Genomic DNA, 24642 nt, shown 5'->3' on the forward strand with positions numbered 1-24642 from the left:
TACATTCTATTTTTGATCAGTGTTTCCATTATTTATCATTCTATACAGATTCTCATCAAAAAGCCGCTTTATAGATCTCCAGCAACTGCTCCTCGCTTAATGGAATATAATTGTTTTTCAAAAGTCGCAGCTGCGTATTTGCAACATCTTTCGCAAATACCGGAAGATCTTCTTCTTTTACACCAAAGTTCTTTAATGGCTCGCTCTGCAGCACATCATCCATCAGCGCATATAACTTGTCTAGTGCTTCCGTCTGATCTACGCCCAAAGTCTCTGCGATAACCGCCTCGAGATCATTAATTCGCCCTGTCGGTTTGATCTCTTTATATTTTTTCATAACAGAGGCAAACATAAGCTGGTTCGACTGACCATGCGGAATATGATAGACCGAACCAAGTGGATATGCACACGCATGCACTGCAGCACATCCGGCGTATCCAAACCCAAGGCCTGCCCAGTTGGATGCTTTCAAGAATTCTGCTGCGTATTCTTTCCACGCATCTCCACCTCCTGCTGCAACTGCTTTCGACCAACAGAAAAGAATTGTCTTTAATGCTTCTGTCGAAAAAACTCTGGAAATGCTGCATCCGTTTGGACTAAGGAACGACTCTACGCTATGTACCATTGCATCGATCGAAGATGTTGCAAAAATCTTGTACGGAAGGGACGTAAGCAGATTTGTGATCAATACTGCTTTGTCCGGCAGCATCGCATTCGAGGCAAGTCCCATTTTTACGCCTTTGCTAACACGATTGATGACAGATATGTTCGTAACTTCACTTCCGGTTCCGCAGGTTGTTGGAATGATAATAAGTGGATGTATTTGTTTCAAGGTGTCCACATTATCGTACAGATCATCTACGGTATCGTCCGGGCCGGCAACTGCGATCACTTTCGCAATATCAATTACTGTGCCACCGCCGACTGCAATGATCCGATCATATTTTTTGTCTCGAAGGGCATTGAGAATTGCGTCGACATCTCCGTCGGTCGGTTCCCCCTTGCTGTATTTTTCACGAAATAATGTCTGTACCCCGGTGTTTAACTCTGCAATATAATCCTGATATGTATGCTCACCGCACAACACCAGATCATCCGATCCCAAATCGGCATCAGCCGCAAACTCAGCAAATGTATCAAATTCCTCAATTTCTGTTTTTATCGAAAATCCTTTCATCGTAATCCTCCATTTCTATCTGCGCCTACATACAAAAGGTATTTTAGCACTGTCTGCGCCTCATACTGCAGCATCTACAATATCTTCCGCCGCTACATATTTCTGCTCGACAATATCAATGATCAGCTCCGCTGTCTTTTCCCAGCCAAGAAGACTGCTGTCGATCAATATATTTCTTGTGTGACGATCGCCACGTTTCTTGCCGGTAATGTAAGCATGACGAGCGTGCTGTGCCTTCTCAACCTCTTCCCACTTCGCAGTTGCTTTTCGTTCATTCATCCCCTCTTTCGCCATAACAGCAGCAACTTCTGCTTTTTCCGGCGCATAGACAAAGACATTTAAGACGTCATCTCTATCCCGCAAAATATAATCACTGCTTCGTCCAACGATAACACAGGAAGATTTCTCCGCGAAGTCACGAATTGCCTGAAACTGCGCGTCAATGACTCGATTTGACAAGTTCGCATAGCGAACACCATAAGAAGTATCAAAGCCATAACGAACGCCGATCTTGGTATCTGCCTCCTCGACCAATCCTTTGGCAACACCAATCCTCTCAACGACCTTATCCACCAAGTCTCTATCATAGTACTCTATTCCAAAATGATCGGCAACCATTTTGGCGATTTCCGGACCACCACTTCCGTATTCACAGCCAACTGTTACAACAAAATGTTTGCCCGTATATTTCTTGGTCTGCTGTTCTGCTGTCTTATCTGCAGCATCTGCGGTACTCGTTTCACTTACAATAAAAATGTCACGGCCAAATTCGGCACCGTACTTGCTCTTAGAATAAAAGTAAAAGAACACACCAAGTGCAAGCCAAGCTCCTACAACGATCCATTCCTGCCATACAAGTGCGGCTGAAAAAGATGCCGGAATGATGTACAACAACGTCATAAAGGCTGCCATGGCAACTGCCATTACGCCAACAAATTTGCCCGCTTTTGCCTTGTACGGTCTATCCATGTCCGGCTTGGTCTTTCGCAAAATGCAAAACGAAATAGATACGAACATATACGCAATAACACAGCCAAACGATGCAGCATCGACAAGCCATACAAGAACACCTCTACCAAAGAATGGTGCAATACAGCAGGCAATTCCGCAAAGAATAATTGCTGCTTCCGGTGTTTTATTTTTGCCAAGTTTACCAAACATTTTTGGGATCATCAGCGACTCACCCATGGAATACAGCGCACGGCTTCCACCCATCAAGAATGAGTTCCAAGAAGTAATGATACCGCACAGACCACCAATAATGAGAACCTTGCCCATGAGTGGTGTATGAAATGCGATCTCGATTGCTTTGGCAGAAACAAGCCCATTCTGTGAAGCCATCTCCTTTGCAATGGCACTGCCCGGCATGATATAGCACACAGCAAAAATGATAAGCAGATACCAGGCAACTGCCAAAAAGATGGACAATAACATGATCTTTCCAATCTTTTTGTATGGAACATTAATTTCTTCTGCCGCCTGCGGAATAACATCAAAACCAATAAACAGGAACGGTGTCATACATGCAACCTTGAATACACTTCCCAGTGTGTTACCGGTAGATGCCTGCCACATCTGACCGGTCACGTTTCCACTATCGCCATTGATTGCAGAGCCAACAACCAAGAGGATTCCGGCAATTGCAATGATCGCCGTAAGAATCGTCTGCAAAACAGCTGCTGTCTTGGCACCTTTAATATTGATCAATGTGATCAATATTGCAACACCTACACCTAACAAAATCGTTGTAAGATAAATGTCTTTGCCAGCGATGGTGTATAAATATACCTGATTAAATTTTGGAAATAAGTATGTAATTACGGTTGGGAGCGCTGTTGCCTCAAAGGCTGCTGTCGCAACATAGCCCAATATGATCATCCACGTACATACGAACGATCCTGTCGGTCCCATCGCACGATAACTAAATACATGCTCGCCACCACACTGCGGCATTGCTGATGTCAATTCTGCATAAGTAAGTCCGACAAAAAATACCATCAGACCACCAATCAACATTGCGATGATCGATCCCATAAATCCCGATGTTGTGATCCAATCGCCTGAGTTAATGACCCAGCCCCAGCCTATCATGGCGCCGAAGGCGATAACGAGGATGTCCCACGATCCCATTACCTTATCAAATTTTGAATTCTGCTCCATAACGTTTCCTCCAATTATTTCTTAAGACGAATACGTTATCATTTTTTGTGATAACCTGTTCATCTGTAATGTGATTTACCTGTTCAAAAAAGATGTCAGGGCGCAGTTGTTGTGCGTTCCCTGACATCTTCGTCAAGTTTCGGTTATGTAACCGGCTTTATGCAATTGCTTCTTTAATAGCTTCCTCAAAGATCTCAAGACCTTTTTCCATCTGCTCATCTGTCATTGTAAGCGGTGCTAAGAAGCGGATTGTATTACTTGCAAATCCACAGCTTTCCAGCAGCAGACCTTTCTGCATTGCATTTCTGACAATGTCTGCAACCAGCTTTGTTGCCGGCTCTTTTGTCTCTCTATCGGTAACGAACTCGATGCCGATCATTGCGCCAAGACCTCTGACATCACCAATTACATCGTATTTATCTTTCAATGCATTGTATCTGTTCATAACTACATCACCAATATGTCTTGCCTTAGCTGCATAATCGTCTCTCTGCATAATATCCATGACTGCCAATGCAGAAGCACACGCAAGTGGGTTACCACAAAAAGTACCACCAATCGTGCCTGCCGGTGCTGCATCCATTACCTCCGCTCTCGCTGTGATTGCAGAAATCGGAAGTCCGCCGCCTAATGATTTGGCAGTAGCGATAATATCCGGTGCTGCACCAGCCTCCTTCCAATATTCAGAAGCATAATACTTACCGGTTCTGCAGTTACCGCACTGCACTTCATCTGCGATCAGTAAAATGCCATTCTCATCACAGATTTTACGAATTGCTTTGACCCAAGCGATCGGAGCCAGAATAAATCCGCCCTCACCCTGTAACGGCTCAACAAGCATACATGCAATTTCATTGGCAGGTGCACCCTCATCAAAAATCTTATTCAGCTCATCAATATAATACTGAATTGCCTCTTCCTCAGTGTATCCTTTCGGTGCACGGTATAAATAAGGATATGGTGCACGGTAAATGCTTGATGGGAAAGGTCCCATGCCAACTGCATAGGTTTTCTTGGCAGTCAGTGCCATTGTAAGATTGGTTCTTCCGTGGAATGCACCGGTAAAGCAGATCACGCCGTTTCTCTTTGTATATGCCTTGGCGATCTTGATCGCATTCTCGTCACACTCTGCACCAGAGTTGGCAAAATAGGTTTTCATCGTATCACCTTTACAAGGCATGATCTTATTTAATCTCTCGGCAAGTGCTACATATCCGTCATGCACATACACATTAAAAATTGTATGGAAATATTTATCTGCCTGTGCTTTGACTGCATCGATTACTTCCTGATTTGAATAACCAATATTTAACACACCAACACCGCCGACCCAGTCGAGAATCTTGTTGCCATCCAAATCTTCAAACATAGCGCCTGCGCCCTGCTTGATGCAGATTGGATAAGTGTTTCCACAAAGCGCCTGTGGAATTGCTGCATTTCTACGATCAAGGAGTTCCTTGGACTTTGGTCCCGGTACCTGCTCTGTTACAATTTCCGGTAATGCCTTTGATAAATCTTTTGTTGTCATATGTTTGTCCTCCTATGCCATAAATTTGAAACACAGGCTTCCTCGCATCATCACTTGGATGCCTGTTCTGCAAACAAAAAGACGCCAAAAAAGTAAAATACTTTTTTGACGCCTTTGTCATTGCTTTATTTTTTATTCTGCAAACATTATAACAACTTTGGCATGCAATACAATGTACTTGCTGTACCAAATATTTTGTGCACGGTGCACAATTGCCGCTCACTACCTCTGCATATTACGATAATTTCTTATCATAAAGGCCAGCTTAAGTAATAGACACGTGTCAATATCGTTGATCTGGCGGCCGAGGATCTCCTGAATCTTCCTCAGACGATAGTTCAAAGTGTTACGGTGGATATACATTGCTTCTGCCGTGTCCTTCGCATTACAGTTATGGTTGATATACTTTTCAAGTGTCTCGCATAGATTACCCTGATTAACTTCATCTGCACGAAGCAGCTTTCCAATATTTTTTTCAACAAACTCATCCAAAAATCGACTGTCCGTAATCTTAGATATCATCGTGTAAATACCCTGATCTTTATAAAAAAAGACCGATTCTTCCCGTCCGGACATATTCGCAAGTTTAATCGCGGTAGCCGCTTCATTTCGGCTCACCCTAACATCTTCCAAATATCCTGTACTGTTTCCTACGCCGACAACCAGCCTGGTCGCACAGTCTTTCTCGGTAAGCTGCGTAATCTTTGCGAGAATTTTCTTTAACAGCTTATCACTCACATCATACGCCGGCACAAGTGCCAAGACCGTACCGGCCTGCAACTGCGTCAATATATTTTGAGGCAGATAATGTGAAAACTCTGTACGAATGATCCCACGTATCGCTTGTCCGATCGTAAACGAATCGTCTTTATCCCGTTCCTTAAAAAAAGCAAATTCGATCACTCGAAATTCTCCGGACAGATCCACATTCAAATATCTTGCCTGCGCAAAAACATCTTCTTTGTTCAGATGCTCTGCGTCCAAAATAGAGGTGAATAATTGTTCCTCTGCATTTTTGTTATTTTCTTCCAGCACTAACCTCTTGCATATGATCTGACTCAGATCCACCAAAGGGAAACGCATTGGCAGCTCAAACAATGGTAATCGATGTTCGTCGCAATATTGTACCAACTCTTCCGAAATCTGTCCTTCGTTAATTCCCACTGCTGCAATATCATATTCCTGCATTTTTGCAATGAGTTCTTTCAATTTAAGGCTATCATCCGTAAGATCCCGATTGGTTAGCACGACAAATTCACTGCCATGAATATAGCTCTCCATACGATACTCACTCTTTACACATTGCAAACAATCCGCAAAGTATATCCAACGGATCGGATGCATCAGGCCTTCTTCACCCGCCCGTAAGTTTAATGTTTCCCTTAACTCCGGAATCTCCATCATGTCTATACAGTTCATTATGCTGTCCCCTTTTTTGACCAAGTCAGCAAATAGCTGCTCGCTGTCCCTTGGCATCCAAGGCAGTAAACAGCTGCTTTTCTCTTATTTCACCTTACTCAGTGAACATCTGCACCCAGTAATAAGAATACATATCGTTTGGAACGATCACCAGACCAACACCGATCTTCTTAAACCTGTTATTCATGATGTTTTCTTTGTGCCCCGGAGAATTCATCCAAGAATCCATAACAGCTGCCGCACTTCTCTGACCGGCTGCAATATTTTCCCCGCTGGCCGTTGGTGTTATCTTGTACTTTTCAAAAATCGTAAAACAAGATGTGCCATTCGGACGAGTATGCGAAAATGACTTTGTAAGTTCCTTTGCTCTGTCCTGTGCCGCTTTCATAAGTTTCTCATCCATTGCCAATGCTTCAAGCCCTTTTTTCTTGCGGTTTTTATTGACAATAGAAATCACCTTCTTTTGAAGAGAAATATCTGAAGTTGTGTTCTTTTTGCCCGCTGTCTTCGCGTTTTTCTTCGCTGCCTGCTTTTTCGTGACGATCACTTTACATTTTAGCGTTTTCCCTTTTACTTTAGCAGTCACCACTGCTTTCCCAGCCTTTTTGCCGGTTACTTTACCCTTCGCATTGACCGTTGCAACAGATTTTTTTGAAGATTTCCATTTTACCTTCTTCTTCGTTCCGCGCACTTTTAACGTGACAGACTTTCCTACTGCGATCTTCGCTGTCTTCTTATTTAGCTTGATCGCGGATGCTGCGTCTGCCACCCCACTATACAACGCACTGCCTGCTAATACTGCTGCCATCAATAATGCCATGGCTTTCTTATTCTTATACTGTTTCATAATAATCCTCCATTCTGCGATTCTTTCCCTGCTTACTGTCAACTCACCTCGCTGACAGGATATCTATGTATTGATACAATTATGACATAGATATAACGTAAATTTTAATGGTGTCCGTACATAAAGTCAACCATAATCCCCTGTTGGGAATCATTTTCCTGAAAGGATCGACCGGTTGCAAGAAATTCATCGGACATTTATAATGACTATATGTACGAGATTCTTATATACTATACTGTATAGTATAATATCGCAGGAGTTACTCATTGTAATTACGATGTCAAACACCAGATTCAAACCTTTTGACACCGTAATCTCATTGTACAAATAAGCTGAAACACCGGCTTTTCTGTGCAAAACAAATAAGAAAGTGTAGAGGAAATTATGCATTACCACAATCCATTTCATCAAAAAAGACATACCACGAAAGCATCTCATGGTATAAAGTTTGTTACTTCAATCACTACGACCATTGCGCTGATCTTGGTCTGTGCGCTGGCAGTTTCGCAGATCATTCCGACAGACCGAACGGATCGATCTGCCAAGGTCGCACAGGGTAAAACAACCAGATCAAAAAAGCCTGTGAAAACGACATTTACGCCGGCTTCCGGTGAATTTCGCGGTGTATGGATCTCTTTTCAGGATATTGGAGAAAAGCGCTACACCAAAAAGCAGTTTGAGAATTTCATCAACAAGACGTTTGATAACTGCAAAAAAAATGGATTTAACGCCGTGATCGTTCATGTTCGTCCATTTGCCGATGCCTTGTATCCGTCCAGCTATTTTCCATGGTCTCGCTATGTATCCGGAAAAGCCGGGAAACATCCGGGATTCGATCCGCTCTCCTATGCGGTCAGCGCGGCACATAAGCGGGGCTTAGCTTTCCATGCATGGATCAACCCTTATCGCATTGCCAGCAATACGACCAACGTATATAAACTCCCGAAAAAATCCATTGCCCGAAAATGGGCTGTTTCCAAGAAAGCTTCCAAACGCCGCAATGTATTAAAATGGGATGGGAAACTGTATTTTAACCCGGCTTCCAAAGATGTCCAAAATCTTGTTTGCAATGGTGTCCGTGAGATCGTGCGCGATTATGCTGTAGACGGCATTCATTTTGACGATTATTTTTATCCGAATCTGGGTGCGAAATACAAAAAGGTATTTGACTACAAAGAATACAAAGCATACGCAAAGCGCTGCAAAAAGAAACACAAGAAAAAAGTTTCGATCGTAACTTGGCGCAGGAACAACGTATCCAACATGTTAAAACGTGTTCGAACCATCGTACATAGATTGGATAATAATTGCGTATTTGGCATCAGCCCGGCAGGCAATATCCGTAATTTATATGCAAAAAATAATTATTACGCAGATGTCAAAAAATGGATGCGTTCTTCCAAATATATTGATTATATCTGCCCACAGATTTACTGGACATTCAGTCAAAAGACTTGTCCTTTCCGCGAAACCACAAACAAATGGCTCGCGATACCACGCGCAAAATCCGTAAAAGTATATGTCGGTCTGGGCGGTTACCGCGCCGGCATCTCTAAACGGGAGGCAAAATTAGGAGCGGACGCAGAGTGGGGTACAAGCCGCACTAATCTCAAACGCCAGCTCCTATACTTACGCTCACAAAACAGTTGCGGCGGTTTTATGTTGTTCTCTTATTCCGATTTGATCCGCAAATCGGCACGCTCAGAAATGAAGCGGTTTACAAAATTACTGAAAACTGTACCTTCAAATGCTGTAGGACCAACTGCAACGCCAACGGCAGCTCCAACCACTGTACCGACAGCAGTACCAACAGAAACTCCATCAGATGCTCCAACGGACAGCTCAACGGCAGCTCCAACAGAAACTCCAGCGGCAGCTCCAACAAACTCACCGACCGTTACCGGCAACTGATCCCGGAACGCACGGCGAAACCGTTACTTAACAGCTAACTCCGCAGGCGGCTTTGCCAGTATGTTGTGCACCGGAATAACGCTTACAATTGCATTTACCAGCATGATTGCCGCTATCAACGTTATCGCGCCCCACCATGGAAAGCTTAGATTCATTCCAAGGGATGGCACGGATGCGGCGAACTTCATAACACCTGTCGTGACCACAACCCCGGGAAGTGTCGTATAGCAATTGATCAGCAGCATTTCAAGTATAAAAGAACGGATAATACTTGCCTTGGAAATTCCAAGCAGGCGATACACCGTCAACTCCTCCATTCGCGATGATGCATTGGAGCGGATCGTATAATAAATGATCAACACAGACAAGATGACAGCAATCATTGCAAACAATGCTTTGCTTCTCGTCTTGTCTTTCATTTTGTTCCGATAGGCTTTCACTTGTTGCTCTGCCGGAATCGTCACTTTGACCCGAAACATTTTTTGATACGGTTTCAGTTCACTTTGCAATTGCTTTACCAGCTCTTCCCGCTGCTCCAAATCATCAACATAATATTTTATCTTCTGCATTCCCACTGCCAACTGGTCTGCTAACTGCTTACCGGCGGCATCTGTCAAAACATAATCAACATCACAGGAATTGTCAAATCCACCCACTACAATGTAATTTTCTCCTGCATTACTAACCGGTTCCTCTTCGTAAAACACGGAACTGTTACCAAGCTGTTGCACCGGATATTCTTTCTGGTTTCCTTGAAATTCCTGATAACTTTTGATCTGATCATATTTTGACTGCGGAACCAGCATCTGATCATCCTGCAAGGTTACATTATCGTACTTACCCGGATACATCTTCTGCAGCTCTGATAATGACATGACCGAATAGGAACTCGCAACCATTCCTAGCAGCTTTGATTGACTGCAGTAAATGGACGCCTCGTTGTTGCCACTAATGCCAACTACCGTCAGATCTTTGCTGAATGAGTTAATAGAAAGTGTCTCTCCTAACAACTCCTTTGCGGACGCATATTGACCGGAAATAGCCGTGTCACTTTTCAAGAAACGATCCGCAACCAGCTTATCGATAACAATCTCATCCGATTTCTTTGGAAGCCGTCCATATAACAGATCTTTCTTCGTAACTTTCGATATGTCCACATAGGAAAAGTCGCGGATCACCTGGCTGCTCCCCCGCATCTGATATAACGTATCTGCTTGTATCACCAGGTCACGCGCTGTATCGTAAAACATCATATCCTTACGTTTCCCTTTCGAAAGCACCTTATTATAGCACTCCTGCATGGTATCACCAACGGCATATTCTTCTGCCGGAGAAGCCAGTTTCATCTCCACCTGTACATAATGTGAATCATCCTTCACAATCTCTTCCCGATGCACCGTAACTGCTGTGATCAAGTCCGATATCGTCAGCGAAAGCATGATTGCTGTTATTAAAAGGATGACAACGATAAATGCCTGCTTTTTCCCCAACAACTTCAAATTTTCTAGTGTCATTCGCCAGGTTGCTTTCCAGGACAACCCGGATTTTTTACTCATTTCCAATGGAGATAATTCATATGAGAAGTTCTCAACATCTTCCATCTCCAGTTTTGGTCTTGGCTCATCAAAGATTTCACATCCGGCTTCTTCCCCCGCAAAGATCACATCACTTGCCATGTCACTCCGAATATAAAGTTTCCCACTTTTCCATGCCATTTTTAACCGAATAGGTTCCTCTTTACTGTCCGCATTTTGGTACACTTCAATTTCATTTTCATCGCTTTGCATGGCCTGACATGTGAGCTCCGGCAAATAAATATTACCATCGTCCGATCGTTCATAACTGCTGCCGGAATGATTATCGTAATCTTTTGTAATCTCTCCATCCTTGATCTCTAGAATACGATCCGCAAAAAACTCAGCAATACGGCGCTCGTGCGATACTAAAATAACCAGACATTCCTTGGAAATCGCACGCAATATACTCATTGTACGTATTGTATTTTCCTCGTCCAGATTGCCGGTGGGCTCATCTGCCAATATGATCTGCGGTGATTTCACAAGTGCCCGGGCAATAGATACCCTCTGCTGCTGTCCACCCGACAATTTGGATACCAGCTTCTTTTTGTAACGGCCTATGCCAAGCTGCTCCAATACATACGATACTCTCTCATCTTTTTCCTCATCCGTCAGATCATAATGACTAAGTGCAAGCTTTACATTATAAGCAACCGTGTAATCCTGCAGCAAATAATAATTTTGGAAAATATAGCCAAATTTTTCACAACGCAAATGCTCAATTTTCTTTGGCTCGTACTTCTTTAATATTGTTTCGTCTACGGTAAGTGTTCCTCCCTGAAACACATCCAATCCACCAACGGTATTTAATAACGTGGTTTTTCCGGAACCGCTTTCCCCCAAAATACATACCAAACCTGTCTGTGGCAGCTCCAATGTAATATCATTCAATACATGAATCTCACTTCGTTTACCGCGGTTAAAATATTTCTGTAAATGTTCTATCTTGATCATTCGCTCACCTTCCCTTTTAACAAATGATTAAACGCTGCTACCATCACCATCGCAGCCACATAATTGTACATAAAGTACACTAGGTACCCGGGCCATTCATAATAGTAGAGCATAGCACGCAGCGCCGGCACAAAGATTCCAACTACATTCATCACTACCACGACCACGATAATAGCAGTAATACTGTATCGACGCATCTCCATATAATTGATCTTGCCGATCAATTTTGTGGACATACCCATGAATTTTAAGATTTTCTGGTCTTTGATCTGAATCTTAAATATAGAACGTAAGATCAATATCTCAGCAGCCATCATCACTAATAGTATTGCCACTGCAATGCCGATCGTCCTTAAACGTTCCTGTACCAGATCTGAATCGTATTTATCTGCGCCAAAACGCAGTGTACTCACAGCCTCATACCCGGCTTTATCCAATGCCTTTAACACATGATCCATTTTGGCATAACTTGTAATATATACCGATGCCTGCCTGCTGTCGGTGCGATAATACTTCTCATAAATATCCTGAGAAACCTCTGCAAAATTTGCCCCACAGCCATTTATCTTCTCACCGGTTTCTACATTCTCGATCTGTTTGACATCCTTGCTTTTCATATCCTTGTCATACTGATCAATATGCAATAAACCGGACTGACCTAAAAGAGTCAAGTCATTATCTTCTGCCCGATACACCGCTGCTTCATATGCACCTGATACACAAAGTTCGTTATCCTTCTTCACGATATCGCCAACAATCGGCCACAATGCTGCCTGTCCCTGATATTTGCCAAGTTTTTGATTATAGGCATATTCATAGAATACTTTGCCACCGGTTACGGTACTTTGCAGCATTGTACATATCTCCGGCGAAAAGTACACCTGTTTATCCTTATTTTTTAACAGTCCGCTTACTTTCATCTTTCGCTGTATATAGTTCTCCGTTGATGACCAAAGCACATCACTTGTATAGAAAAATGTAATCGTATCACCAACCTTATATTTTCCCCGATCGTACAGTACAACTTCATCGATCTTCTTTGGCAGACTGCCCTTTGCGAGATCCGATTTCTTTAAGCAGGAAGACGATCGCATGTATTGATCTTTCTTGACATATTCAACGTTCTGTGAGTCATACAGCCACCCTTCATTGCTCGTACTCATCCTATTATAGCCGTACTCCTGTCTATAATCTTTTCCTTCCTCAAAATAATAATTGATATCATTCACAATATCGTACTGATCCACCGAAACGACGTGCTTCATTTTGGTGAGTCGGTCAATATCTTTTTTCGTCATAAACTTTTGATCTTTGCGTCTAAGCGAAATGCGCTTATCATCCTTGCGCGCAAAAGATGTTGCCGAATACTCTTTGGTGTAAATATCATCTGCATTCATTAGCAACTGCCCGATAAATAAAAACGATACGATAGCAGCAGCTAAGAAAAAGCCCATAAACAATGCGATTTTTTCCGGCTGTCTCACTGCATTCATTCGCACGAAGATCCGCCCTATGGTATGATCGCGAAGTCGTTCCTCATTGCTTTCAGACTTTTTACCGGCTGACGTTTTCTCATTGTTGTCCACATTCTCGGACATCTCCGGTTTCTGCTCTGTGTCCATATTTTCGGATACGTCCAAGATCAATGATCCATCATGCAATCGCACTTTTCTGGTAACATATTTTTCTACCTGTTCATAATTGTGAGTTACCATTATAACCAAATGGTCTTGCGAAAGATCTCGAAGCAATTTCACGATCTGCGCTCCGGTTTCACTGTCCAAGTTACCGGTTGGCTCATCCGCCACAATAATATCCGTATCCTTTGCCAACGCACGAGCAATCGACAATCTCTGCTTTTGACCACTGGACAACTTAGACGCACGCTGGTCTCTCTGTGCACTCAGGCCTACCCGTTCCAAATAATGAATTGCCTTGTCTCCAGCTTCTTTCTCAGGCACTCCCATGATCAAAAGCGCACTGACGATATTTTCTTTGGCGGTATAATGACCGATCAAACTATAATCTTGAAAAACAAAGCCGATCTTAGTACGACGATATTCTTCCCAGTCATCTTCATCATACTGAAATGTCGGCTGTCCATCCACATAAAGCTCCCCATCATCAAACGTATCCATACCGCTAATGATCCTAAGCAATGTTGACTTTCCGCTGCCGCTTTCCCCTGTGATCGCAACAAATTCTCCCATGCGAAACTCCAGATTGATACCCTGCAATGCCTGTGTCACTGCTGTTTCGGAATAATAATACTTCGAAATATTTTGCAACTTAATTCTTACTTGCTGCATATTTCCCTCCTTTTTCACGTTGTACATACTTTGACTCCCAACATACTTTGACTCCCAAAAAAGCATATCATAAAAAAAGAGGCGAATCTTCCTGGAAAATTCTACCTCTACTAATATATTTTTTTCCGATTTCTGGAAATTTTAATGCAACATTCTATAATTATTGCTGTAATTTCACGTCTTGTCTTTGTTAATGAAACGCATCTGTCCTTCCTCTTCTCCATAACGCTTTGCAACAACTTCCAATCCCTGCAAATGACGACATTCGGAACATAAATTCCCGAAATCCAACGGCTTACCGCAGATCTGACAATACACCTGCGACACTGTTTTTCCATCTGTATTTTTGTACTGAATACGACCGTCACGGATCCATGCGCGTACCTTCGCATTGGAAATGCCAAAATGATCAGCCACTTGAGATTCATTCACATCATTTTTACGAATATAATCTTTCACTTCATTAAACAGATTCATTTCCATGCACGCCGGACATATATCTTTATTATATTTAGGATGTAATCTGCGTCCACACTGTTTACAGCTCTTTATCTCCGAATCCCCAAAACGATTTCTATCTACGATCATACTTTCCCTCCTCTTCTCATATTTCTGCAGCTGCCTTTATTCATAAAGCCGGCTGCCACGAACTTTCTGCTCTTATAAGAATAGCACTCTACGAAAATACCGTCAAGAAAAGATACGATCGAACCAGACTTCGTAAATTTGGAACATTGCTTGTCCAAGACCATCACGGATCCAAATAATCCCCCAAATTGCTATTTATTGTTGGAACAGGCTGTGGCGTTGTTGTGTTCTTACGTTTCGAGCTGCTGTCTGTTCCCTTATTTGAGGAAGAAGAATCGCTGTCTGTCCCGGCATTCCCGTTTGACGAATTCTTGGTCTGCGTATCATCATTCGACTGGTTATACTGCAGATTGGAAATCTGTTCACTATCCATATCATAAACATAACTTCCACTCACATCTACGCCATCTTCTGCTTCTGCCGCAAAATCAATCGTTAGCCTGCTCCCATTTTGTTCCGCGAGCTTGTACACCGCAATTGCTCCACTTTTAAACTGAATCTGTGTGTCATTATATTTGGCAAAGATACTGCTGAGAATATCATTACCGTCTTCCTGCCGGTACAGTTCCGTAGCTTTATCAACATCATACAGCACAAATGTCTGTGCTTTGGTGCCATTATAGATCAATACTGCATATCGTCCGGTCGAAGCATCAGATTGCGGCACCCACTTCAACTCGCAAAAATATCCCTTGACCTCGTTCATCTTTTTCTTGTTTTGTGACATCATGATCTGACCGATTTCCGGGCTTCCGGTCGTGTCAGTGGTCGTCTGCACACGCATACACTCGTTGCCATCGGCATCTTCCAAAGTCTCTGTCTTGCTGACGCCCGCTTCCTCTGTTCCCTGTGACGCCCTTCTATGCTGATTCAATTCATCAGACGATAATTTCTTTGCCAGGAACTTTGTTGCATCGCTGTCCCAAATATAGTACAGCTTTCCAGCGGATAGCTGCATATAAAACAAGTCCTTCACGTCCGATTCCTGACTCGGCTTCACAGACTGCATCGATGCCGCCTGCTCCCCATATACCGCCTCTGAGACGATCTGCAAACCGGTCTCCTGCATCTGAAACATTACGTACACATACGTCCGCAAGTTCTTAACCTGTTTTGCCGGTGTCGGCGTGACGTTCTCATTGCCCTTGCTTGACGCTGGTGTCTTAGCACTTTCGTCAGTCTTGCCAGCCGGTGTCGGTGTGACGTTCTCGTTGCCCTTGCTTGACGCTGTTTTTGACTTGCTGTCCGTTTTGTTGGACAGCAATCTCCCGATCTGCTTTTGCTCTGCTGCATCCCACGCTCTCTGCTGTCCCAAAAGCAGTTCTTGAATCCCATCATTATTATAGTCACCGGTCTGCAGCTTCAAGCCCTCCGGGAAATAAAGCGTATCCTTCGCAATCCCCTGCTCTCGAAACACTTTCTGCAGGTCAACAACTGCCAATTCACTGCCTGCTGCATCCGCAAGCTGCAGCTCATAACTGTTTGCAAGGATCCTGCCGTTGGCTTCATTACGCTTATGCCGCAAGGAAACTGTCTGTTTCAGTCCACTTGGCGACAATACATCTGTCTGCGAAATGATGAGATTCGTTTTCCTCGTGTCCTTATTTGCGGACAGTTTCTCACTCCCGGCATTCCACGTTCCTCCTGCCCATACATTTTGAACCGGACGCAACAAAAAAAGCCAGAAAAACATCAAAAGCAAAAGGATCACACCGGTCATTTTATAACACATTCGGTCGGATCCCTGATGCAGCAAACGCTGCGACCGTCTCTCTAAGTCTGTTTCAAAGCTTGCACACGCAGTAAATGGCACACGGCTTTCCTGCGGTACAATGTTCAAAATCCCTTGTATATACGCATTCTTGTCTGCCGCACTGCATCTGTCCACGGCACATTCATCGCACGCCATTTGCTCATCCCGTCTAACCAAAAATACGGCAGCCCATACGCAAGGATCGTACCAATGCAAAAGCAGCGCCGCTACATAAAACGCATTCCAAAGATTGCTTCTGCGAGCACGTCGACACTCCATATGTGCTAATGTATATTTCGCCTCCTGCACATTCATCGTTTCCGGCAAAAACACGCGATTCACGAACAGACCTGTCATGACCGGCAATTCGACCGCTGACTGGTACAAAGTACCCTCCAGTCGTTTTTCCCGCATACGGATCGCGGAACGCACCTTTCCCGCCCGAATCACCAAAAGAACTACCAATATCAGCATTCCTGCAAAGTATCCTATCGCCATGATCCGATAGAGAGACGTTACTTGTATGTTCGCTTGCCATACATCGTGCAGACTGCGAAGCAGTCCGCCATGCTGCGCATCGATATCAAGTCCTACATCTGCTAAAAATCGATGGTAACTGCGATTCCACGCCGGAACAATACTAAACATACTGGAAATCTGGATTGGACACACGATCCGCAAAAAATACAACCGCCACAGCCATACCATATATTTCTTTGGCAGACCACTTATAACCACACGCAAAAACAGCAGCGGCAGGAACAAACTCACAGCCGCCGCTTCCATTGCGATCACAATATAAAAAAAGCGATATAAAAAAGCAAAGCCAGCGCTTTGCTTTGCAAGAATTGCTAAAGCAATTCTTGGCGATGTCGCGCTACACAACAGCAATTTCCTATTAATTAAAAAAGCAATTCCTGGCGATGACACGCTACACAACAGCAATTTCATATCAATTAAAATATCCAAGTGCATTACTATGCCTCCGCATTCACCTTCATTTTTTGTCCAATTACACATTATAAATGGGTTTGCTGCAATACGCAAGACTGAACTTTGGTTGCAATTCCCATGCCAACGTGGTACATTTGAACTACCGCTTAAAACGATAACTAATTAATAATAAAAAATAAGGAGCGCTTATGAACGATTTATTTTTGAAAGTTGCTGCTGCAACGCCGGACATCCGTGTTGCAGATCCCGATTACAATACAGAGCAGATCATCGAATGTATGCAGAAAGCAAATACAGAGCATGCGAAGCTGTTGGTTTTGCCGGAACTTTGTCTGACCGGCTATACCTGTGGCGATCTCTTTTTACAAAAGGCGTTATTAGACGGTGCCATCTCCGGCCTGAACCGTATTCGGAAAGTGTCCGCTAATATGGATATGATGACCATTGTTGGTCTGCCTTTTTCTTATATGAACCGGCTATATAACGTAGCCGCTGTCGTATTCCATGGAGAAGTAATATGTCTGATCCCCAAAACTTTTATTCCGAATTATTCCGAATTTTATGAAGCAAGGCATTTTACAGCCGCCCCGAAAGAGGGCATTTTCCTTCATATGCCGGAACTTTGCGATGAGGAGGGATTAGATCTCATCTGGTTTGGCAGCAAGACCTTGTTTCAAGCAGATAATATGCCGGGATTGATCATTGGTGCGGAGATCTGCGAGGACTTATGGACTGCAGCACCACCTTCTACCGCACACGCTCTGCACGGTGCAACCATCATTGTTAATCTGTCGGCCAGCGACGAAACAACCGGCAAAGATATCTATCGCCGTGAGTTGGTAACCGGACAGTCTGCCCGCCTTTTGTGTGCATATATTTATGCAGATGCAGGAGAAGGCGAATCCTCTACGGATCTTGTATTCGCCGGGCATAATCTGATCGCCGAAAACGGTACACTGCTCAACGAAAGCAAGCGTTTCCAAAACGGTATGATCCTGTCTGAGATCGATCTGGGGCGTTTAACCAGTGAGCGTAGACGCATTTCCACGTTTCCACAAATTGTTCCGGGCACCGACGAGTCAGAGAAAGATGCTTATCAGATTATTCATTTTACATTTCAGCAGGTGGAAGAGACAACGCTCACAAGACATTATGAACGAACACCGTTTGTCCCGAACAGTAAGGCAGACCGCGACCGCCGCTGCGATGAAATTTTACACATTCAGGCGATGGGACTCAAAAAAAGATTGGCGCATACCCATTGCACCAGCGCTGTGATCGGCATATCCGGCGGATTGGACTCAACGCTGGCTCTGTTAGTTACTGCGAAAGCCTTTGATCTGCTTGGACTTGACCGAAGTGGTATCGTTGCCGTCACGATGCCTTGTTTTGGCACGACCGACCGCACTTACCAAAACGCCTGCACACTCACAAAGCAGCTCGGCGCAACACTAAAAGAAGTCCCGATCCACGAAGCAGTTGAACTTCATTTTCGGGACATCGGACACGATCCGAGCAGCCATGATGTTACGTATGAAAACTCACAGGCCAGACAGCGCACACTGATCTTAATGGATCTTGCCAACCAGTCAAACGGTATGGTGATCGGTACCGGTGACATGTCAGAGCTGGCACTCGGCTGGGCAACTTACAACGGCGACCATATGTCCATGTATGGCGTCAACGCGTCCGTTCCAAAGACGTTGGTTCGTTATTTGGTATCCTATTATGCGGAAACGACGGAAGATCCTTCGCTGAAAGCTGTGTTATTAGATGTCTTAGATACCCCGGTAAGTCCGGAACTCCTGCCTCCAAAGGACGGCAAGATTGCTCAGAAAACAGAAAATATTGTAGGTCCTTATGAACTGCATGATTTCTTCTTGTATTATCTAATGCGTTTTGGATATACACCGACGAAAATCTTTCGTTTGGCAAAATATACATTTGCGGGAGAATACGATGATAAAACCATCTATAAATGGTTGAGAACATTTTATTGGCGTTTCTTCGCCCAGCAATTTAAGCGTTCCTGTCTGCCGGATGGGCCAAAGGTCGGCAGCGTTGCATTGTCACCGCGCGGCGACTGGCGTATGCCTAGTGATGCCTCCGCTGCTCTTTGGATGAAAGAATTGGATACGATCGAACAATCTCTTTGATGTTGTCAAAAACGTTCTAATGCCCGTGTCGGAATTTCATTGCCGGTGCGGGCATCTAATATGCTCTCTGTTTCGCTAAGTGCATTCTGATACCACATTGCTGCTTCCGCCAGATCCCCACACTCTTCAAAATAAGCTCCAAGTTCACAGCATAGCTCAGAAGTAGGTGCCGTCACTGCATCCCGCAATGCATATGCCAAAAAATGCGAAACATCTCCCGCCAAACGATAACCTCGTGTCAGCACACAGATTGCCTCTCGAAGCGCATCCTGTCCACTGTCCGGATCCTCCATTACTCTTTGGAAAAATCCCTTCGCTCTGTTAAAATCGCTGACGTCTCCACAGCGATACAATTCCATTGCATACATATGGCGCAATTTATCGGACAACAGTTTCTCACGATCCGCTGCGGCTGCCAGTGCCTCTAGGTCTCTTTTGGCATGTCCGGGCGATGGTCTGTGCTGAATACGTATCTCACTGTCAAACACAACCGGCTCCAAACGTAACGTCTCATGAATCGGATCGATCCAAGTAAACGAACGCAGTCTCTTATATAATTTAGGGCGGTACTCCTCCGCAAAATTATATACGGTACTAAGTTCCGGCGGTGTGCAATACAGCATTTGCACAATCTCAACTTCAGGCAGCAATACCTTTTTGAGCTGCAATAACTTCTGCAGCTCTTCCGGCTCCAAATATTCATCGGCATCTGCCGTATAAATGTAATCACCGGTTGCCTTGGAAGCTGCATAGTTCCTTGCCTCTGCAAAGTTTCCTGTCCACGCAAAATCATAGATCTGATCGGTATACGCTGTGGCGATCTTTTTGGTTGCATCGGTAGATCCGGTATCCACTATAATGATCTCATCCATCGCTGATGCCATGGATTCCAAGCACCGATTCAAAACTGCCTCTTCATTTTTCACAATCATACAAAGGCTAAATTTCATGCACTTCTCCCCCTGGCACACACTACTGCAGTGTCTCGCGCTTCATTCTGACACAACTTATTCTGCAGTGTCTCACGCCCTGTTCCAATGCACACACTACCGCAGTGTCTCGCGCTTCATTCTGACACAACTTATTCTGCAGTGTCTCACGCCCTGTTCCAATGCACACACTACCGCAGCGTGTCTCATGCCACATCCTGATACATCTTATTCTGTGTCGTCCCCGGTATCGCCTCCGACATCATCCGGCTGTGTATTATCGCTCGGCACATCACTTGGGTCATCATCAATAGTCGTTGGTGGTTCCGTTACCTCCGGCTCTGCCTTTGGTGTTGCCGTAACAACCGGCTTTTTGGTTGCTTTTGGCTTTGCCGTCTCCTCCGGTGTTTCTGTCTCACGAGCCTCAGGATCGATCGTTTCACGTGGTTTTGTCGAGTAACTTCCATCTTTCTTGTCTGACTTGCTGCTTGATGATTCCGATTCCACAAAATCCTTATTCTCCAGACCGATATGAATCTCGTTCATAAAGTTTTCCCAAATTGTTAGCGGATACGTACTTCCGTACAGGTCCTCTAATGTTCTTGGCGAATCATATCCCACCCATACCGTCGTTGTATAATATGGAGTAAATCCACAGAACCATCCATCTTTTTTGTCGTTCGTCGTTCCCGTCTTACCGGCGCAAGACATATTGTTCAATTCATGTCCTGCTGCTGTACCACTTGTCAATACACCGGTCAAAATATCTGTCATGGAACGTGCTGCATTTTTCTCATAGACTTTCGTTCCCTTCCGCTTGGTTCCGTTATTCTTCAAAATAACATTTCCCTCGGAATCTGTAATCTTCTTAATGCAGGTCGGCTCGCGGTAAACGCCATCATTTGCGATCGTCGCATACGCAGAAGCCATCTCGACCGTTGTCACACCGTTCGTCAGTCCACCAAGCGATGCAGATAGATAATAGTCATTGTCTACAATATTGGCAAAATGCATTTTGAGCGGATAACTAAGACCAACCTTCGGCGTAATTTCCTTAAAGATCTTCCAAGCGACAACGTTCTTGGACTTCTCTACGGCACGGCGCAACGTGATCTTTCCAAGATAGCTGTTGCCCGAGTTGCTAGGACCACCCTTAAACCTTGAATCATCTACGATCGAATTCGGTGTATAGCCGCGTTCCAATGCAGGCGTATATACCGCTACCGGCTTAAAGCAGCTACCCGGCTGACGATAACTCTGGAAAGCTCGATTCAACGTATAACCCGTCGTTGATTTCTGCTTACGTCCACCGACAATTGCAACTACGAATCCCGTCTCATTGTCAATGCAAGTAGCCGCGCCCTGTAACTTGTAAGTACCATCCTTTGTTTTTTCCTTAAATCCCTTCAGGGCATCATTCACACTCGTCTGCAGTTTTTTCTGTCTGGAACGACTGAGTGATGTATAAATATGATAGCCTCCGGTATTCAACTGTGTTCTACACTCGTCGTACAGCGTATCGTACTCTTTTTGATAATTTTTGCGATCTGCGTCATTGGCAAATTCATAGCGGAACTCAAATCCGTGTTGTTGCATCAACGCTTTTGTCGCACAACTGATCGCATAGGTAGCCATATAGTCCTGACTCTTGATCGCCTCTGCCGGATCCAGGACAATCTCCGTATAAGAAGCATCGCTGTACTCTGCCTCCGTAATTTTCTTTTCCTGCAAAAGCTGTTTCAAAATACGGTCTTTACGCTTGATCGTATTGTCATAATGCTCCAACGGATTATACGTTTCCGGTCGGTTCGGGATCGAACACAAAAATGCCACCTCTGCAAGATTCAACTCCGAAGTTCCCTTGCTAAAGTAAGCTCTGCTGGCTGACTCGATACCGTACTTTGCATTCGCAAAACATACGTTATTAATGTAAAATTCCAAAATCTGGTCTTTGGTATATTTCTTCTCCAGCTCCATTGCGTAAAAAATTTCACGCACTTTTCGCTCATACGTTTTATCATCCGTCAAATAGATCTTACGGGCAAGCTGCTGCGTGATCGTACTTCCGCCTCGAGAAATCTTTTCATGGAACAAACGACTCTTTACAAGCAGCACTGCCGCTTTCATAGTGGAGAGAATATTCACTCCGTCATGTTCATAAAAATCTCGATCTTCCGTCACGATAAAACAATCTTTCACCGATTGCGGAATTTGATCAAACGCCAAATAATAGGAATCTTTGTCTCCCCGCAACTTGGCGATCACTTTTTTATCTGCCGAATAAATAAAACTGGTCTCCGAAGAACGGAACGTTTCCGTCGTCGATGACTGCACATCCTGCTTTGCCTGATTGCGCCAACGCAACAGATCATCTCCAAATTTAACGTAAAAAACAATCATTACTGCCATGATGATCAATAATATAACAAGCAGTGCAATTTTCATCGCCAACCGAAGCTTCGGATGCTTTCGCTCTTTTTTGCGGTGTGAACTTTTGTCCCCCGCTACTCTAAATCCACTCATATCCTCCTCTTTCTGCGCAGTCTTATATCCACTTTTTGCGCCCCTTATTTTCTGTATCACATTTAGCAATTTCCCCTTAATAACCCGCAGATCCACTCTTCTAGAGCTTTCCAGCTCGTCTCGCACGCTGATCTGCTCGCTTCTCCAAGAGGCTCATTATATGATATTTCGTACTTTTTACGGCATTATAATAGCATATTTCTATAAAAATTTCATCCTTTCCATAGCATTTCACAAAATTGTAAGATTCAGTCATGATCTCGTATGACATCTTTTTTAAGCCTTATTTCATAAATTCCATTAATAAGAACAAAGCCAGCGCTTTGCTTTGCAAGAATTGCTAAAGCAATTTTGGTGGTATAACGTAACAGCACGAGTAATTTCCTATTCCGTAATAAAAGCAGAGGATGTACTTTTAGTCACATCCTCTGCCAGTAGTTATACACTTTTTAGTTGTCAACTCATGTTTCAAGAAACATAGTAAACATTACTTGATGACTTTCACTTTTATTTTGTATCGTTTCTTCAAAAATTTACGTTCCTTATACATTTCTGAGTTCTTTGGCGTTTTTATGGTAATCTTGGAAAGGTTACACTTTAATCCACGATGATAAAATATGCTGTCAATGTACCACCCAAGATTTTTTATGCCTTTAGGAACCGTCACACTTCTCAATTTAGGACATTCGAAAAAAACATATTCTCCAAGTTTCTTGACTCCTTCCTTTAGCACCACTGTCTTTAACTTTTTGCAATATTGAAATGTTAGATCCAGTTCCACTTTTCCATATACGGTTATCTTCTTCAACGCAGAGTTATAAAATGCATACGGCCCCAATTCTTTCAGTTTTCTAGGCATTCTAATGTAATTCAACGAGCAACACTCAAAAGCATTCTGTTCAATCACCTTTACCGTATCCGGCAGGATCACCTTTTTAAAGTTGGTGCAGAAAGAAAACGCAGATTCTGCTATCTTTGTTGTCCCCTTTTTTACTTTGACCGTTTTTGCCGTATACTTTCTTGGAACAGAAATTAATTTCTTTCCGTTCTTAGTATATAAAATCCCTTTATATGATTTTAACCATTTGTTGCCGGATGCTACGTCAAATTGCTTCAAATTCATCAAGAAAGACTGCATACCGGAACCATATCCTTCCTTCAAATAACCTCCGTCTGCATTGACTTTTTTTACTGTTTTTGGAATCTTTAAAACCTCAACTTTTGGTATTGGCCATTCTGGCAAATCCGCTGGTGCCTCTACCAATCTTCCATATACATCGCTCAATCGAACCTCTGTTACTGTTTTTCCATCAATTTTTTCCGGTATAGTAATGACTTTTTTGTCCATATTCATAGCAACAATAACTGCATGATTATCTTTCTCGGAATACCGATATATAAAGCCATCTTTTTCATCCCATTTACCTGTCATATCAGCATAAAGTTTAAAATATTTTTGTGTCAGTGTTGATTCCGTCTCATCCGCTTTTACAAGCGAATACTGATGAAACAATACCATAAAACTAAATAACATCATACATAAATAATATTTACATTTCATACGAATCCCTCCTGTTCAACTATACTTTTTGTTATCATGTTCCACATACTAATATTCCTAGTTTCAATCACAACGTGAATATGTTTTCCATGCCGAAGTTGTGCTGATAGACTTATCTAATTTTCTCGCATAAGTATATACCCTGTATAAGCAAATATCATTCTTTGGATTCTTCGAGTCATTTGCTCCAAAGCTGACCACGATCCCTTTCCTTACTCGTTTCTTTTTCATTTGCTTCTCCTTACCCATGTCACTTTTCACATGTAAAAATAGCTACTTTAGATACAAAAAATAAT

Annotated in this window: 15 protein-coding genes; 2 read left to right on the top strand and 13 right to left on the bottom strand. The window is 43.4% G+C overall.

Features of this window, described 5'->3' with window-relative positions; all coding sequences use genetic code 11:
• Positions 1 to 55: 55 nt before the first annotated feature.
• The 5 genes from ACSAJE_RS08950 to ACSAJE_RS08970 all read right to left on the bottom strand — a co-directional run bounded on the left by ACSAJE_RS08950 (position 56) and on the right by ACSAJE_RS08970 (position 7131).
• Positions 56 to 1177 (bottom strand): iron-containing alcohol dehydrogenase, encoded by a 1122-nt coding sequence (locus tag ACSAJE_RS08950; RefSeq protein ID WP_118690767.1) that lies wholly within the window; start codon positions 1175 to 1177, stop codon positions 56 to 58.
• Between the two features lie 60 nt (positions 1178 to 1237).
• Positions 1238 to 3337, bottom strand: a complete 2100-nt coding sequence (locus ACSAJE_RS08955) for an amino acid permease (RefSeq protein ID WP_458008869.1) — start codon at positions 3335 to 3337, stop codon at positions 1238 to 1240.
• A 157-nt stretch (positions 3338 to 3494) separates the two neighbouring features.
• Positions 3495 to 4865: an aspartate aminotransferase family protein gene (locus ACSAJE_RS08960; protein WP_458008870.1), complete on the bottom strand. Its 1371-nt coding sequence runs from the start codon at positions 4863 to 4865 to the stop codon at positions 3495 to 3497.
• 222 nt (positions 4866 to 5087) lie between these two features.
• On the bottom strand, positions 5088 to 6284 hold the full coding sequence (locus tag ACSAJE_RS08965) for a PucR family transcriptional regulator (RefSeq protein ID WP_458008871.1): 1197 nt from the start codon (positions 6282 to 6284) through the stop codon (positions 5088 to 5090).
• Between the two features lie 94 nt (positions 6285 to 6378).
• A complete protein-coding gene (locus tag ACSAJE_RS08970) occupies positions 6379 to 7131 on the bottom strand; it encodes a CAP domain-containing protein (RefSeq protein ID WP_458008872.1) in 753 nt (250 codons plus the stop codon).
• A gap of 384 nt (positions 7132 to 7515) precedes the next feature.
• Between ACSAJE_RS08970 and ACSAJE_RS08975 the strand changes: the two genes are divergently transcribed.
• Positions 7516 to 9042: a glycoside hydrolase family 10 protein gene (locus ACSAJE_RS08975; protein ID WP_458008873.1), complete on the top strand. Its 1527-nt coding sequence runs from the start codon at positions 7516 to 7518 to the stop codon at positions 9040 to 9042.
• Positions 9043 to 9065: 23 nt separating this feature from the next.
• On the opposite strand, the gene ACSAJE_RS08980 is transcribed toward ACSAJE_RS08975, so the two are convergent.
• The 4 genes from ACSAJE_RS08980 to ACSAJE_RS08995 all read right to left on the bottom strand — a co-directional run bounded on the left by ACSAJE_RS08980 (position 9066) and on the right by ACSAJE_RS08995 (position 17198).
• Entirely contained in the window at positions 9066 to 11573 is a 2508-nt protein-coding gene (locus ACSAJE_RS08980) for an ATP-binding cassette domain-containing protein (protein ID WP_458008874.1), read from the bottom strand.
• Entirely contained in the window at positions 11570 to 13882 is a 2313-nt protein-coding gene (locus ACSAJE_RS08985) for an ABC transporter ATP-binding protein (protein WP_458008875.1), read from the bottom strand. The genes ACSAJE_RS08980 and ACSAJE_RS08985 overlap by 4 nt, the downstream gene beginning before the upstream one ends.
• A gap of 174 nt (positions 13883 to 14056) precedes the next feature.
• Positions 14057 to 14470 carry a hypothetical protein gene (locus ACSAJE_RS08990; RefSeq protein WP_458008876.1) on the bottom strand — a complete coding sequence of 138 codons (414 nt, stop codon included), beginning with the start codon at positions 14468 to 14470 and terminating at the stop codon, positions 14057 to 14059.
• Positions 14471 to 14633: 163 nt separating this feature from the next.
• Complete coding sequence (locus ACSAJE_RS08995) at positions 14634 to 17198, bottom strand: M56 family metallopeptidase (RefSeq protein WP_458008877.1); 2565 nt, start codon at positions 17196 to 17198, stop codon at positions 14634 to 14636.
• Between the two features lie 167 nt (positions 17199 to 17365).
• Here ACSAJE_RS08995 and ACSAJE_RS09000 point away from each other — a divergent pair, with 167 nt between their 5' ends.
• Positions 17366 to 19333 carry an NAD(+) synthase gene (locus ACSAJE_RS09000; RefSeq protein WP_458008878.1) on the top strand — a complete coding sequence of 656 codons (1968 nt, stop codon included), beginning with the start codon at positions 17366 to 17368 and terminating at the stop codon, positions 19331 to 19333.
• A 5-nt stretch (positions 19334 to 19338) separates the two neighbouring features.
• On the opposite strand, the gene ACSAJE_RS09005 is transcribed toward ACSAJE_RS09000, so the two are convergent.
• From ACSAJE_RS09005 to ACSAJE_RS09020, 4 genes are all read right to left on the bottom strand, one after another.
• Positions 19339 to 20283 carry a glycosyltransferase family 2 protein gene (locus ACSAJE_RS09005; RefSeq protein ID WP_458008879.1) on the bottom strand — a complete coding sequence of 315 codons (945 nt, stop codon included), beginning with the start codon at positions 20281 to 20283 and terminating at the stop codon, positions 19339 to 19341.
• Between the two features lie 207 nt (positions 20284 to 20490).
• Positions 20491 to 22785: a transglycosylase domain-containing protein gene (locus ACSAJE_RS09010; protein ID WP_458008880.1), complete on the bottom strand. Its 2295-nt coding sequence runs from the start codon at positions 22783 to 22785 to the stop codon at positions 20491 to 20493.
• Between the two features lie 487 nt (positions 22786 to 23272).
• Positions 23273 to 24346 (bottom strand): leucine-rich repeat domain-containing protein, encoded by a 1074-nt coding sequence (locus tag ACSAJE_RS09015; RefSeq protein ID WP_458008881.1) that lies wholly within the window; start codon positions 24344 to 24346, stop codon positions 23273 to 23275.
• A gap of 63 nt (positions 24347 to 24409) precedes the next feature.
• The gene (locus tag ACSAJE_RS09020) at positions 24410 to 24577 is read right to left on the bottom strand and encodes a hypothetical protein (protein ID WP_182448260.1); all 168 of its coding nucleotides are present in this window, start codon (positions 24575 to 24577) and stop codon (positions 24410 to 24412) included.
• Positions 24578 to 24642: the final 65 nt, after the last annotated feature.

The organism is Jutongia sp. SJQ-6, from assembly GCF_054161275.1.